The following is a 13,657-nucleotide window of genomic DNA, read 5'->3' on the forward strand; positions in this document are numbered from 1 at the left end:
TCGACTAACATGACCGGCAAGGACTACGTCACCGACGCCGACCGCGCCCTCGAGGAGACCTACGAGGAGCCGATGACCCTCGCCGCCTACGTCGATCGAATCTTCGAGAACCCCTCGATCGCCTCCCACGCCTCGAAGTACCTGCTCGAGGCGATCGAGGCCGCCGGTACCCGAACCGTCGTCGAAGAGGGCGAGGAGAAGGAGCGCTACCGCTTCTTCGACGACCCGCACAACGACGGCGAACACGCCATCCTCGGTAACACCGAGGTACTCAACGGGTTCGTCGACGACCTGCGGTCGATCGCCGCGGGCCGGGCGAAAGACGAGAAGATCATCTGGTTCGAGGGACCGACCGCGACGGGCAAGTCGGAGCTCAAACGCTGTCTGGTCAACGGGCTCCGCGAGTACTCGAAGACGCCAGACGGCCGCCGATACACGGTCGAGTGGAACATCTCGACCGCCGAGGGAAGCGATCGCGGACTGAGCTACGGTGACGACGTCAGCGCACCCGACGACCAGGACTGGTACGAGAGCCCCGTGCAGGCCCACCCGCTCTCGGTGTTCCCCGAGAACGTCCGCGAGGACCTGCTCGCGGAACTCAACGGGGAACTCGACGATCACGTCCCGATCCAGGTCGACGCGCAACTCGATCCGTTCTCCCGCGAGGCGTACGACTTCCTCGAGGAGCGATACCGCAGGGAGGGCGAGGAGGAACTGTTCTCGGCGATCACTGACGAGAGCCACCTCCGCGTGAAGAACTACGTGGTCGACGTGGGCCAGGGCGTCGGCGTCCTCCACTCCGAGGACGACGGCCCGCCAAAGGAGCGCCTCGTCGGCTCGTGGATGCACGGCATGCTTCAGGAGCTCGACTCGCGGGGCCGAAAGAACCCGCAGGCCTTCAGCTACGACGGCGTCCTCTCGCAGGGGAACGGCGTCCTCACGGTCGTCGAGGACGCGGCCCAGCACGCCGACCTGCTCCAGAAGCTGCTGAACGTCCCCGACGAGCAGTCGGTCAAACTGGACAAGGGGATCGGCATGGACGTCGACTCCCAGATGCTGATCATCTCGAACCCCGATCTCGAGGCCCAGCTCAACCAGCATTCCGATCGCAACGGCATGGACCCCCTGAAGGCGCTCAAGCGTCGCCTCGATAAGCACCGGTTCGGTTACCTGACGAACCTGAGCCTCGAGACGGAGCTCATCCGGCGCGAGCTGACCGACGAGACGAACGTCTGGGAGGCCGGGAGCTACGACGAACTCGCGGATCGGATCCGCGCCCCGGTGACGGTGACGGTCAAGGATCGCGACGGGGAGACGCGCGTGCAGGAGTTCGCACCCCACGCCATCGAGGCGGCCGCGCTGTACGCGGTCGCCACGCGACTGGACGAGGAGAACCTCCCCAACGGGCTGGACCTCGTCGACAAGGCGTTGATCTACGATCAGGGCTACCTCCAGGAGGGCGACAGCCGCCGCGAAAAGGACGAGTTCGACTTCGACGACGACGGCAACGACGGCGATCACGGGATCCCGGTCACGTACACGCGGGACACGCTCGCGGAGTTGCTCCAGACCGACCGGGACCGCCACCACGCCGACCTCGCGGTCGAGGACGTCGTCATGCCCCGCGACGTGTTGAACGCCATGGTCGAGGGGCTGATCGACGCGCCGGTGTTCTCGACGGGCGAACGCTCGGAGTTCGAGAACCGCGTCGTCCCCGTGAAGAACTACATCTACGACCAGCAGGAGAGCGACGTCATCGAGGCCATCATGCACGACAAACGCGTCGACGAGGAGACCGTCGCCGAATACGTCGAACACGTCTACGCCTGGGAGACCGAGGAACCGCTGTACAACGACCGGGGCGAGCGCGTCGAGCCCGATCCGCTGACGATGAAGCTGTTCGAAATCGAGCACCTGGGTCGGTTCTCCGAGGCCGAATACGAGGGGAACCAGCCCCGCGAGAGCGTCCGGAACTTCCGCCGCGAGAAGGTCATCACGTCGCTGAATCGCCACGCCTGGGAGCACCGCGACGAGGACTTCTCGGTCGAGGACGTCGATCTCACCGCGATTCCGGTGATCAAGACGGTCCTCGAGAGCCACGACTGGGACGACGTCGAGCGGACCTTCGAGGACTTCGACCCGCGACAGTGGAGCGACCCGCCAAGCGGGACCGAGACGGCCGCGGTCAAGGAAAACACCATCGAGACGATGGTGGATCTCTTCGGTTACTCCGAGGCCTCGGCCGAACTGACCAGCCGACACGTCATGGGACAGGTGAGTTACAGATGGGACTGAGAGACGACCTCGAGCGATTCCGCGAGGTGGGCGAGCAGCGTCGCGAGGACCTCGCCGACTTCATTCAGTACGGCGACCTCGGCCAGAGCCGGCCGGGCGAAATCAAGATCCCGGTGAAGATCGTCTCGCTGCCGGAGTTCGAGTACGACCAGCGCGATAAGGGGGGCGTCGGGCAGGGCGAGGACGGTACGCCCGATACGGGCCAGCCGGTCGGGCAGCCCCAGCCCCAGCCGGGCGACGACGACGGCGAGGACGGCGACCCCGGCGAGGAGGGCGGTGAGCACGAGTACTACGAAATGGATCCCGAGGAGTTCGCCGAGGAACTCGACGAGGAGCTCGGCCTCGATCTCGACCCGAAGGGCAAGAAAGTCGTCGAGGAGAAGGAGGGTCCGTTCACGGATCTCACTCGGTCGGGACCGAACAGCACGCTCGACTTCGAGCGGATGTTCAAGGAGGGGCTCAAGCGCAAGCTCGCGATGGACTTCGACGAGGAGTTCTTGCGCGAACTCTGCAAAGTCGAGGGGATCGACCCCCGCGAGGTCTTCGAGTGGGCTCGCGGCGAGAGCCTCCCGGTGTCGATGGCCTGGATCCAGGAGGCTTACGACGATATTCCGGACGACGAACGGGGCAAATGGTCCTCGATCGAGGAGGTCGAAGCGAACGTCGAGCGCGAGAGCGTCCAGCAGAAGATCCGCCGCGAGGGGATCAAACACGTGCCCTTCCGCCGGGAAGACGAGCGCTACCGTCACCCCGAGATCATCGAGGAGAAGGAGAAGAACGTCGTCGTCGTCAACATCCGCGACGTCTCCGGCTCGATGCGCGAGAAGAAGCGGGAACTCGTCGAGCGGACCTTCACGCCGCTGGACTGGTACCTGCAGGGCAAGTACGACAACGCCGAGTTCGTCTACATCGCCCACGACGCCGACGCGTGGGAGGTCGAACGCGACGAGTTCTTCGGCATCCGCAGCGGCGGCGGCACGAAGATCTCGAGCGCGTACGAGCTCGCGAACGAACTGTTAGAGGAGTATCCCTGGACCGACTGGAACCGCTACGTCTTCGCGGCGGGGGACTCCGAGAACTCGAGCAACGACACCGAAGAGCACGTGATCCCGATGATGGAACGGATCCCGGCGAACCTCCACGCCTACGTGGAGACCCAGCCCAGCGGCAACGCGATCAACGCCACCCACGCCGAGGAGCTTGAGCGCCACTTCGGGACCGACGCCGACGACGTCGCGGTGGCCTACGTCAACGACGAGTCGGACGTGACCGACGCGATCTACGACATCCTCTCGACGGAGAGTGAGACCGATGAGTAATACAGACAGATTCCGCAAACAGGCGATCGCCAGCGACCTCGAGGAACCGGTCGACGAGGCCCGGAACCTGGCGGTGAAGCTCGGCCTCGAGCCGTACCCGGTCAAGTACTGGATCATCGACTACGACGAGATGAACGAGCTCATCGCCTACGGCGGGTTCCAGAGTCGATACCCCCACTGGCGGTGGGGCATGCAGTACGACAAGCAACAGAAGCAGGGCCAGTACGCCGGCGGGAAGGCCTTCGAGATCGTCAACAACGACAACCCGGCCCACGCGTTCCTCCAGGAGTCGAACACGGTCGCCGACCAGAAGGCGGTCATCACCCACGTCGAGGCCCACTCGGACTTCTTCGCGAACAACGACTGGTTCGGCCTGTTCACCAGCGGGCGCGCCGACGAGGACCAGGTCAACGCCGCTGCGATGCTCGAGCGCCACGCCCGGGCCATCGACGAGTACATGTCCGATCCCGAGATCGACCGCGCCGAGGTCGAGAAGTGGATCGATCACTGTCTCTCGCTCGAGGACAACATCGATCAGCATCAGGTGTTCAGCCGCCGCCTCGACGTCGACGGGCCGGCCGGCGCGGAGATCGACGAGGACCTCGCCGAGAAGTTAGACGAACTCGAGCTCTCCGAGGAAATCAAAGGCGAGGTCTTCAACGAGGAGTGGGTCGAGAAGCTCGAGGAGGAAGACATCGCACCGACCTTCCCCGAGGAGCCCCAGAAGGACCTGCTGGCGTTCGTGCGCGAACACGGGAAGCAGTACGACGACGAGGCCGAACGCGCGGTCGAGATGACGGAGTGGCAGCGGGACATCCTCGACATGATGCGCGCGGAGGCCTACTACTTCGCCGCCCAGAAGATGACGAAGGTGATGAACGAGGGCTGGGCGGCCTACTGGGAGTCGACGATGATGACCGACGAGGTCTTCGCCGGCGACGACGAGTTCCTCAACTACGCCGATCACATGGCGAAAGTCCTCGCCTCCGGCGGCCTCAACCCCTACAGTCTCGGGATGGAGCTGTGGGAGTACGTCGAAAACACCACGAACCGCCGGGAGGTCCTCGAGGCCCTGCTGCGCGTCGAGGGCGTCTCCTGGCGCAACCTCATCGACGTCGTCGACTTCGAGAACGTCCTCGAGACCCTCGATCCGCCCGCGGCGATCGAAAACGTCACCCCCGATACGCTCGATCAGCTCGCGGACGTTCCGGACGAGTGGGTCGACCGCGAGGCGCTCGAGCGGGCCCGCGAGGGCGAGATCGACGTCGAAAAGTATCCCTGGAAGGTGTTGACCTACGAGGGACTGGCTCGGCGTCACTACTCGCTGGTCAAGCGCCAGAACCGCGGGTTCCTCGGCCGGGTGACCCAGAGCGAACTCGAGCGGATCGGTCGCTACCTGTTCGACGACGCCCGCTACTCGTCGGTCGAGGAGGCGCTCGCGGACGTCGACTTCGCCGCCGGCTGGGACCGGATGTTCGACGTTCGAGAGAGTCACAACGACGTGACCTTCCTCGACGAGTTCCTGACCCAGGAGTTCATCACGGAGAACAACTACTTCACCTACGAGCACTCGCAGGCGACGGGGCAGTTCCACGTCGCCAGCGACGCGGCCGAGGACGTCAAGAAGAAGCTCCTGTTGCAGTTCACCAACTTCGGGAAGCCGACGATCGCGGTGTACGACGGCAACTACGACAACGCGAACGAGCTCTTGCTGGGCCACCAGTACAACGGCGTCATGCTCGATCTGGGGCAGGCCACGGAGACGCTCAAGCGGATCTTCGAACTGTGGGGCCGTCCGGTGAACCTGCTGACGATCGTCAAGGAGGTCGACGAACACGACATCGAGGTCGCAAAGCGCCGCAACCGCGAGCCGGAACCCGAGGAGCAGGGGAAGTTGATCCGATACGACGGCGAGACGGTGACGACCGAGGACGTCCCCTGGGAAGAGGTCGACCACCTCGCGGCCGACGACGTCGATTACGACACCAAACCCGAGGAGTGGCTCGCCTGAGGGTCAGGGCCCATTCACTCTCGGAACCGAAACCGGCATTTCTGACGCATTTGTGACGGAATAAACGACGTTTCAGCGACCGTTAGCCAGAACGCTTTTACTTCACTTGTCGAATGCTGGGACACGATGGATGGGGAAGGGGACGAGGCCGTCGATCCCCGGGGCCGGGGGGCCACCGGAGTCGACCTGCCGTCAGTCCTGGCACGACTCGACAGTGAGGATCCGGGAGAGCAACGAGCCGCAGTCGATCGCATCCGCACCGCGATCGACGACGGGGACGACGCGGCGGCGTGTGCCCCGACGGTTCCGAAACTCCGGACGCTGCTCGAGCGCCCCGAGGTCGATTTTCACGACGAGATCGCGGCCTGTCTCGCTGATCTGGCGGCCCGGGCACCGACCGACGTCGCACCGTCGACGGGGTCGATCGTGGCCGTCGCCGTCGAGCACGCCGACCGACCGGTCGCGCGGGAACTTCTCCGATGTATCGCCGCAGTCGCGGCCGAACGACCGGACGTCGTCGCCGACCATACCGAAGCGATCGCGGACGTACTCGAGCGGCGACGCGGGTACGACCGGCAGGGGCTCGAGGCGATCGCCGCCGTCTCGACGGCGGAACCGACGGCGATCGAACCGACGGTGGCGGTTCTCACCGACGCACTCGAGGCGAATCCGGTCGAAAACGGACTCCCATCGCTCCGGGCGCTCCGTCGACTGGTGCGAGCCGACGGAACGGTGCCCTCCCTCGAGTTCGTCACGCACGCCGGCGCGCTCGCCGATCACGACGATAGAGCGTTGCGACACGCGGCGATCGGATGCCTCGGCGACGTCGCTCACAGCGATCCCGCCGCGGTCGAACCGCTCTGTGTCGACCTCGGGGCGGCGCTTTCGCGTCCCGATCCGGACACGAGAGCCGTCGCCGCAGTCACGATCGCCCGCGTCGCCGCGGAGATCCCCACGGCGGTCGAACCGGTTCGCGCGCAGTTGCTCGACTTACTCACGGACGAGCAGCCACACGTGCGAGCGACCGCCTGCATCGCGCTCGGCCACGGACGGGTCGACGCGGCCGCTCCCCGACTCGCGGACCTCGCGAGCGAAGATCCGGCACCGAACGTGCGCGACCGCGCTACCTGGGCGCTGAAGGGGCTCACCTGACGTCACTGTCCCGCCCGTCTTCGACCGAAACCGACTCTCTCCTCGCCGTCCTACACTCGAGTATGGAACTGACCGTCGAGACCGAGTCCCGACTGACGACCGTCGACGTGACCGATCGCATCGCCGCGGGGGTACCCGACGACCTCGAGTCGGGGACCTGCGCGGCCTTCGTCGAACACACGACGGCCGGGCTCGTCGTTCAGGAGGACGAACCGCGGCTTCGCGGCGACCTCGAGTCGTTCCTGCGGGATCTCGTTCCCGACGAGGGCCACGCGCACGACCAACTGGACGGCAATGCGGATTCGCACCTTCGAGCCGCCTTGATCGGCCCCGACGTGACGATTCCGATCGACGACGGCGAGTTGGCGCTGGGGACCTGGCAGTCGGTGTTGCTCGTCGAGTGTGACGGGCCGCGAACCCGAACGCTGTCCGTGACGACCGTCGGCCAGTAGGAGTCGCGTCGATCGCTTCCGCTCGCGATCCGCCTCGAGGTATCAGCCGCCGCGTTTCCGATACCAGACTCGAGCGCCGACCGGCGACTCGTTCCCTTCGAGGTCGAGTCTACTGACGACCAACTCCCGGATAGCGGCCGTGACGACGAGCTCGACCGTGTCTCCCTCGTCGGTTCGCACGTCGAAGACGTGGTGTCCGTCCCGCTCGTCGATCCGCTCGATCGTCCCGACGGACCAGCGCTCGATATCGTGCGTCGGTTTCCGAGCGTGGATTCGGTCGTGGTTCACGTGTGAACGGACATCAGGCGGGACGTTGAGGATAGCGGATCCCCGCGGGCGGATCGGCGCTGGCCCAGTCGCGAAGCGACGGGTAGAGTAGCCACTCCGGATCGATCCTCGAAACGCCCGTCCGAGTAGCTCAGAGACGGGATGTCGCCGACGTCACTCCGAGTCCGAGAACAGTTCGTCGACGTAGTCGTCTTCCCACCGGCGTCGGGCCTCGAGTTCGCGGCGGCCGCGGGCGGTGATCGTGTAGTAATTCGTTCGCTGGTCGAGTTCGCCCTTTTCGACGAGGCTCTTGTCGACGACTTCGTCGAGGTTCGGATAGAGCCGTCCGTGGTGGATCTCCTTCTCGTAGTAGTCCTCGAGTTCCTCTTTGATCGCGAGTCCGTGCGGGTCGTCCTGACCAGCGATCGTGTACAGCAAGTCTCGCTGGAAGCCGGTGAGATCGTACATATCGGAGATTCACTCTGTTGTCGCATAACAATTCCGATACCAGATGGGAGATATAATCCGCTCGTCGTCCGAAAGCGGGATCGGGTACGCGCTCGCCCGCCTCCCGCCTCGACGCGGCGACCGACGACGACCGATTCGCAGACCCGGCCCGCGACGTGCTCGGTCCCGGGCCGGTACCGTATCGGCGCCACGTTTTTATCGGCCAGTAGCTTCGGTAGCGCTGTGGGACGCTATCAACCGGGGAAACACGACTCGTTCATCAAGTGCGACGCGCCTCGATGCGGGGCGAACAACGCGCCGGAAAGCGCTCCGGAGTACGAGACCGACTGCTGGCGGTGCGGGGAGCCGCTGGGCGGGAAACCCGAACCGGGTGACACCGTGACGGTCGATATCGTCGACCGGAAATCCGACGGGACGCTGGTCTGCAAGACCGAGAGCGGATTCGTCCTCTTCCTCGAGGCGGACGTTTCGGCGATCGAGGCGACGGTCCGGGTTACCAGCGTCGACGAGACCTACGGGGAGGCGGAGCTCGTCGAAACGGGTTCGTAGCCGACGACCTTTTCCGCCCGATCGGTCCACTTGTCGGCCCGTCCGACCGCTGGAGTGCACGGTCACTGCTCCGAGCCGGCGGTGAGTTCCATCGCTCCGAGGCCGATCGCCTCGAGCAACCGAAGACCCCATATGTGACGGGACTTACAGTACGGTAATGACTGGAATAAATCCCGAAACACCGTGGATTCCCGCCGACGCCGATCAGACGTTCGATCCGCTCGAGCACGCCGACGTCCGACCCTCCCCGGACAGGCCGCTCGTCGTCACCCCGCGGGGCGGCGATCGCGAAGTCGGCCGGAGCTGCTATCAGGTCGACACCGAGTACGGGACCTACCTCGTAGATTGCGGCCTGAATCAGGGGGAGGGTGACGACTATCCCGACTTCCGCGGGCTCGAGCCCGGCTCGGTCGACGCGGTCTTCCTCACGCACGCGCATATCGACCACTGCGGCGGACTGCCGGTACTCGAAGCCCGGGGCTTCCTCGACGACGACGCGCCGATCATCGCGACGCGGCCGACGGTCGACCTCGCCAAAACCCTGCTCGAGGACTCGCTGAAGATCCACCGCAGGGAGGCGAACCGAGACGGGAAGAGCCAGCGGTTCACGCAGGCGGACGTCTCGGCGGTGTTCGATCGTTTCCAGCCCGTCGACTACGGCGGTGGTCGGGTCGAGGGTATCGCGGACGCGGTCGATCGGGATCCGCTGGTCTTTCAACTCGGGAACGCCGCCCACCTGCTCGGCTCGGCGTGGCTCGTGCTCCAGACGGGCGGCTACCGCGTCGTGTTCTCCGGCGATCTCGGCGGCCGCGCCGACCACCTGCCGGACATCACACCGCCGCCGCAGGCCGACCTCCTCTTCCTCGAGTCGACGTACGGGGCGACACACAGCCACACGTCGTTCGGCGACGCACAGACGACCATCTACGAGGCGGTCGAGCGGGCACTGAACGATCGCGAGCCGGTCCTGATCCCGACCTTCGCCGTCGGCCGGTCCCAGACCCTCCAGTTACTGTTTTCCGATCGGCTGCACACGCTTCCCGGCGACCTCAGCGACCGCGTCCGGCTCGTGGTCGACGGTATGGCACAGGAGGCGACGGCCCTCTATCACGAGTACGTCACGGACGCGGAGTACATGTCCGAGGCGATCACGAACCGGGCGCGGGAGAGCGGCGATGCGACCCCGTTCTCGCCGCCGCAGGTCGAGTTCCCGGAGAGCGACGCCGATCGGCGGGCGATCCTCGAGGACGCCGACCCGTCTTCGGGGGGCAAGGTACCGATCATCGTCTCGCCGTCGGGGATGCTGACCGGCGGGAACTCACCGCGCTATCTCGTCGAGCTCGCGTCTCGCTTTCACTCCGCGACGGTGTTGCTCACCGGCTATCAGGCCCAGCAGACGGTCGGCCGAACGATCCAGAACCAGGTCGACGCCGGAACGGACGACGTAGAGTTCACGACCGACGCCACTCCGTTCGGGACCGACTGGCCCGCAGCCGACAACGTGACCTGGATCACGACCGAGGGCGCGAGCGAACCCGCTACGCGAGTGACGATTCCGGCCGAGTGGGTCACGACGGTCGGCGGTCTCAGCGGTCACGCCGCCCAGCACGGCCTGCTCGAGTTCGCCCGCACCGTCGACCCGGAGACGATCGCCCTGATCCACGGCCCGGACTACGCGCAGGAACACCTCGGGAACCACCTCGCGACGAACGTCGACAGCGTCGACAGCGTCACGCGAAGCCGGCGACTGACGCCGATCGCCGTCGAACGGGAGGGCGATCCCGAGACGGCGGCACTGTCCCCCGAGATGTTCGAAAGCGAGCCCGACAACGCCTACGAGCAACTCGAGGACGTCTTCGACATCATGGCCGCGCTGAACGAGGAGGTGGCCGCCGCGCGAACGGATACCGGGCGGAGCGAGGCCGACGTCCGGGACATCGTCCGGGACGAACTCGAGCGAGCCGGGCTGCTCGAGGACTGAGCGGGGGCCGACCGGCGTCGTCGCTCACGGTGTCATCGACCCCGGCTCGGGAGACGGCAGGTCGATCGGTCGGTCCGCAATCACGCCGTCGACGCCGCGACGGGCGAGCAGTGCCGCCGTCGCTCGTCGGTCGATCGTCCACGCGTGAACCTCGAGTCCCACCGCACTCGCCCGCGGGACGATCCCGGTCGCCAGACAGCGCCACCGGTTCGCGCCGAGCACGTCACAGTCGAGTTCGATCGCCGTCGTGACCGGCGTCTCGAGGCGGCGGCTGACCAGCAGTCCGATCGATTGCTCCGGGTCGCGGTCGCGAATCGTCCGCAACTCGGCGGGCAGAAACGACGTCGTGACGACGCGGTTGTCGACGGCAGCGTCGTCGAGCGTGTCGAGGACGTCCGCGGCGATATCCGGTTCCTTGAGTTCGAGCGTGAGTTCGACGGCAGGCGGGGCGGCCTCGAGCAGTCGGGCGAGGGTCGGGATCGACTCGTCGGACTCGAGGACGGTGCGGTCCCTGAGCGCCGAAAGTGCGGTCTCAGCGACTGCGCCGGAGCCGTCGGTGACGCGATCGATCGTCTCGTCGTGGACGACGACGAGTTCGCCGGAGCCACAGCGTCGCACGTCGACCTCGACGGCGTCGGCGTACTCGGCAGCGGTCCGGACGGCATCGATCGTGTTCTCGGGAGCGCTTGCGGCGAATCCACGGTGGGCGACGAGGCGCATTCAGTGAGATATCGCGTCGCGACGACTTCAGTCGTCCCCCCGACTGCAGCCGCTGTATCGAGTCCGATACGTACCACTCGTAACCACACCCCGGCTTTGATGCGACCGGACAACACACCGTTTGGTATGGCAGCGAGAACGGATTTCGACGTCGATTTCAGCGGAACCGTCGCGGTGATCACCGGTGCGAGCGGCGCGCTCGGCAGCGCCGCCGTCGACCGGTTCCTCGAGGCGGGTGCGACGGTCTGTGCCGTCGACGTCGTCGCGCCGGACGAGGAGGACAGCCAGCTCGAGTATGCACCCGATGAGAAACCCGACCTCGCCTTCTACGAGGCGGACCTGACCGACGAGAGCGACGTCGCGGAACTGGTGGAGTCCGTCGTCGACGACCACGGCCGAATCGACCACCTCCTGAATATCGCGGGCACGTGGCGCGGCGGCGACCACGTCGAGGACACCGATCTCGAGGAGTTCGAACTCCTGATGGACATCAATCTGAAGACGGCCTTCCTCGCGTCGAAACACGCCGTCCCCCATCTGCAGGAGACGGAGGGATCGATCGTGAGCATTAGTGCCCGCTCGTCGCTCGAGGGGGGCGAGGGCGACGGCCCCTACCGGATCACGAAAGCCGGCATCCGGCTGCTGACGGAGACGTTAGCGGAAGAGAATCGCGGGACCGTGCGGGCCAACTGCGTCATGCCGAGCGTGATCGACACCCCGATGAATCGGGATATGATGCCCGACGCGGATCACGACGAGTGGGTCGATCCCCTCGAGATCGCGGACGTGATGGCCTTCCTCTGTAGCGACGGGGCTGCGGTGACGAGCGGTGCTGCCGTGCCGGTGTACGGCGAGGCCTGAATCGATCCGCCCTGGGCCCGCTGCGAAGCGGCCGACGGCAGGCGCTGCGTTCGACGACCGACGGTACGAGCGACCGCCCGTCGGGACCTGTCGTATCGGCGGCCGAAAAAAGCGAGTCGGTTCGACGTCGGCGATCCGCGACCTCAGCCGAAGATGCCGACGAAGCTCTCGTAGACGCCGGTCGCGTTCTGCCAGAGGACCACCAGCAACAGGACGATGACCGGCACCCGGAGGATCCAGATCCAGGCCTGTCCCCAGGCGCCGAGGTCCCGGACGCCCTTGTCGAGTTCCTCGAGCCCGAGATCGGTGGCGAACCAGCCGACGAAGATCGCCAACAGCAGGCCGCCGAGGATGAGCAGGATCTGGTTTGCGATCCCGTCGTACACAACGAGCCAGACTAACGACGCCGACTGATCGTAGGCCACGGGAACGCCCAGGAGGAATATCGCGGTCCCGAGGGCACCCACTGCCACTTTTCGGTCGACCCCGTATTCGTCGATCAGGTACGAGGTGACGACCTCCATGATGCTGATCGCGCTCGAGAGGGCGGCGATCGAGACGGTCGCGAAGAAGATCGCACCGAGGACGCCGCCGAGCGGGATGTTGCTGAACGCCTCGGAGAGGCTGACGAAGATGAAGCCTGGACCGTCGGTGGTCTCCGTCAGGTCGGCGGTGAAGAGAATCGGAAACGCGACCAGCCCGGCCGTAAACGCGATCAGCGTGTCGAGGCCGACGATGATGACGCCGTCCTTGGCGAGGTTTCGATCCTCCCCGAGGTAGGACGCGTAGGTGATCATCACGCCCATCCCGAGGGACAGCGTGAAGAACGCCTGTGCGGCCGCTGCGGGGAGGATTTCGGTCCAGTTAGCTGCCATCGTTCCCAGATCTGGCGAGAGGTAGTACGCGTACGCCTCGCCGGCGCCGGAGAGCGTTCCGGCGTAGACCGCTAGCCCGACCAGTAGCGCGAGGATCGCGGGCACCATCAGTTTGACCGAGAACTCGATTCCGTCCTGAATGCCGAACGCGACGATTCCGATCACGGCGGCCATGAAGATCGCGTGCGTGAGCACGGACGTCAGCCCGCCGGTGGTCGCTGCGAACTGTGCGCCGGCGCCGCCGGCGGCGTAGTTACCCTGCAGTCCGATGACGGTGTACTGGAGGATCCACCCGGCGACGACGCTGTAGTACGAGAGGATGACGAAGCCGGCGACGAGGAACACCCAGCCGATTTTCGACCAGACTCCACTTCCGATCTGTTTCATCGCGCCGACGGGGTTTCGGTCGGTGTACCTGCCGATCGCGAACTCGACCATCATGACCGGGAACCCGACGAACGCGATCAGGAGGAGATAGAACACGAGAAACGCCGCGCCGCCGTACTCTCCCACCTGATACGGGAATCGCCAAACGTTACCTAGCCCCACTGCACTTCCGACTGCAGCGAGAATGAATCCTGTTCGTGTGGCCCATGATTCGCGTTGTGCCATACCCGCTTTTATAAAAAACAACCCTATATAACTTTTCGTGGCCGTTCTATCATTTGCCAGATGGGGAGTTATTAATCGTGAGGGTGTTACGGAAT

General features: G+C 65.5%; 12 protein-coding genes. 8 read left to right on the forward strand and 4 right to left on the reverse strand.

What is annotated here, in order from left to right; all coding sequences use genetic code 11:
- Positions 1–9 precede the first annotated feature (9 nt).
- The 5 genes from NDI89_RS12940 (at position 10) to NDI89_RS12960 (ending at position 7,229) form a co-directional block, all read left to right on the forward strand.
- Positions 10–2,295: a PrkA family serine protein kinase gene (locus tag NDI89_RS12940; protein ID WP_277522024.1), complete on the forward strand. Its 2,286-nt coding sequence runs from the start codon at positions 10–12 to the stop codon at positions 2,293–2,295.
- On the forward strand, positions 2,286–3,614 hold the full coding sequence (locus NDI89_RS12945; protein ID WP_277522025.1) for a YeaH/YhbH family protein: 1,329 nt from the start codon (positions 2,286–2,288) through the stop codon (positions 3,612–3,614). Before NDI89_RS12940 ends, NDI89_RS12945 begins: the two co-directional genes overlap by 10 nt.
- Positions 3,607–5,625, forward strand: coding sequence for a SpoVR family protein (locus NDI89_RS12950; RefSeq protein WP_277522026.1), 2,019 nt, complete (start codon positions 3,607–3,609; stop codon positions 5,623–5,625). Before NDI89_RS12945 ends, NDI89_RS12950 begins: the two co-directional genes overlap by 8 nt.
- Positions 5,626–5,751: 126 nt before the next feature.
- Entirely contained in the window at positions 5,752–6,777 is a 1,026-nt protein-coding gene (locus tag NDI89_RS12955; RefSeq protein WP_277522027.1) for a HEAT repeat domain-containing protein, read from the forward strand.
- A gap of 62 nt (positions 6,778–6,839) precedes the next feature.
- Positions 6,840–7,229 (forward strand): secondary thiamine-phosphate synthase enzyme YjbQ, encoded by a 390-nt coding sequence (locus NDI89_RS12960; RefSeq protein ID WP_277522028.1) that lies wholly within the window; start codon positions 6,840–6,842, stop codon positions 7,227–7,229.
- Positions 7,230–7,271: 42 nt separating this feature from the next.
- Here the strand turns inward: NDI89_RS12960 and NDI89_RS12965 are convergent, their stop codons facing one another.
- Positions 7,272–7,517 (reverse strand): DUF7861 family protein, encoded by a 246-nt coding sequence (locus tag NDI89_RS12965; RefSeq protein WP_277522029.1) that lies wholly within the window; start codon positions 7,515–7,517, stop codon positions 7,272–7,274.
- Positions 7,518–7,670: 153 nt separating this feature from the next.
- Positions 7,671–7,964, reverse strand: coding sequence for a PadR family transcriptional regulator (locus tag NDI89_RS12970; protein ID WP_226006274.1), 294 nt, complete (start codon positions 7,962–7,964; stop codon positions 7,671–7,673).
- Between the two features lie 222 nt (positions 7,965–8,186).
- On the opposite strand from NDI89_RS12970, the gene NDI89_RS12975 reads away from it, so the two are divergent.
- Together NDI89_RS12975 and NDI89_RS12980 are read left to right on the forward strand one after the other, a co-directional pair.
- Complete coding sequence (locus NDI89_RS12975; protein ID WP_277522030.1) at positions 8,187–8,513, forward strand: TRAM domain-containing protein; 327 nt, start codon at positions 8,187–8,189, stop codon at positions 8,511–8,513.
- 157 nt (positions 8,514–8,670) lie between these two features.
- Positions 8,671–10,494, forward strand: a complete 1,824-nt coding sequence (locus NDI89_RS12980) for an MBL fold metallo-hydrolase (protein WP_277522031.1) — start codon at positions 8,671–8,673, stop codon at positions 10,492–10,494.
- 24 nt (positions 10,495–10,518) lie between these two features.
- Here the strand turns inward: NDI89_RS12980 and NDI89_RS12985 are convergent, their stop codons facing one another.
- On the reverse strand, positions 10,519–11,214 hold the full coding sequence (locus NDI89_RS12985) for a glycerophosphodiester phosphodiesterase (protein ID WP_277522032.1): 696 nt from the start codon (positions 11,212–11,214) through the stop codon (positions 10,519–10,521).
- A gap of 126 nt (positions 11,215–11,340) precedes the next feature.
- On the opposite strand from NDI89_RS12985, the gene NDI89_RS12990 reads away from it, so the two are divergent.
- Entirely contained in the window at positions 11,341–12,075 is a 735-nt protein-coding gene (locus NDI89_RS12990) for an SDR family oxidoreductase (RefSeq protein ID WP_277522033.1), read from the forward strand.
- A 143-nt stretch (positions 12,076–12,218) separates the two neighbouring features.
- Here the strand turns inward: NDI89_RS12990 and NDI89_RS12995 are convergent, their stop codons facing one another.
- Entirely contained in the window at positions 12,219–13,562 is a 1,344-nt protein-coding gene (locus NDI89_RS12995; protein ID WP_277522034.1) for a sodium-dependent transporter, read from the reverse strand.
- Positions 13,563–13,657: the final 95 nt, after the last annotated feature.

Origin of the sequence: Natrinema salsiterrestre (genome assembly GCF_029502005.1) — an archaeon.
Taxonomy (GTDB): Archaea; Halobacteriota; Halobacteria; order Halobacteriales; family Natrialbaceae; genus Natrinema; species Natrinema salsiterrestre.

Coding starts and splice junctions, on each gene's coding strand:
- NDI89_RS12940 (WP_277522024.1), top strand. CDS start 10: ATGACCGGCAAGGACTACGTCACCGACGCCGACCGCGCCCTCGAGGAG.
- NDI89_RS12945 (WP_277522025.1), top strand. CDS start 2,286: ATGGGACTGAGAGACGACCTCGAGCGATTCCGCGAGGTGGGCGAGCAG.
- NDI89_RS12950 (WP_277522026.1), top strand. CDS start 3,607: ATGAGTAATACAGACAGATTCCGCAAACAGGCGATCGCCAGCGACCTC.
- NDI89_RS12955 (WP_277522027.1), top strand. CDS start 5,752: ATGGATGGGGAAGGGGACGAGGCCGTCGATCCCCGGGGCCGGGGGGCC.
- NDI89_RS12960 (WP_277522028.1), top strand. CDS start 6,840: ATGGAACTGACCGTCGAGACCGAGTCCCGACTGACGACCGTCGACGTG.
- NDI89_RS12970 (WP_226006274.1), bottom strand. CDS start 7,964: ATGTACGATCTCACCGGCTTCCAGCGAGACTTGCTGTACACGATCGCT.
- NDI89_RS12980 (WP_277522031.1), top strand. CDS start 8,671: ATGACTGGAATAAATCCCGAAACACCGTGGATTCCCGCCGACGCCGAT.
- NDI89_RS12985 (WP_277522032.1), bottom strand. CDS start 11,214: ATGCGCCTCGTCGCCCACCGTGGATTCGCCGCAAGCGCTCCCGAGAAC.
- NDI89_RS12990 (WP_277522033.1), top strand. CDS start 11,341: ATGGCAGCGAGAACGGATTTCGACGTCGATTTCAGCGGAACCGTCGCG.
- NDI89_RS12995 (WP_277522034.1), bottom strand. CDS start 13,562: ATGGCACAACGCGAATCATGGGCCACACGAACAGGATTCATTCTCGCT.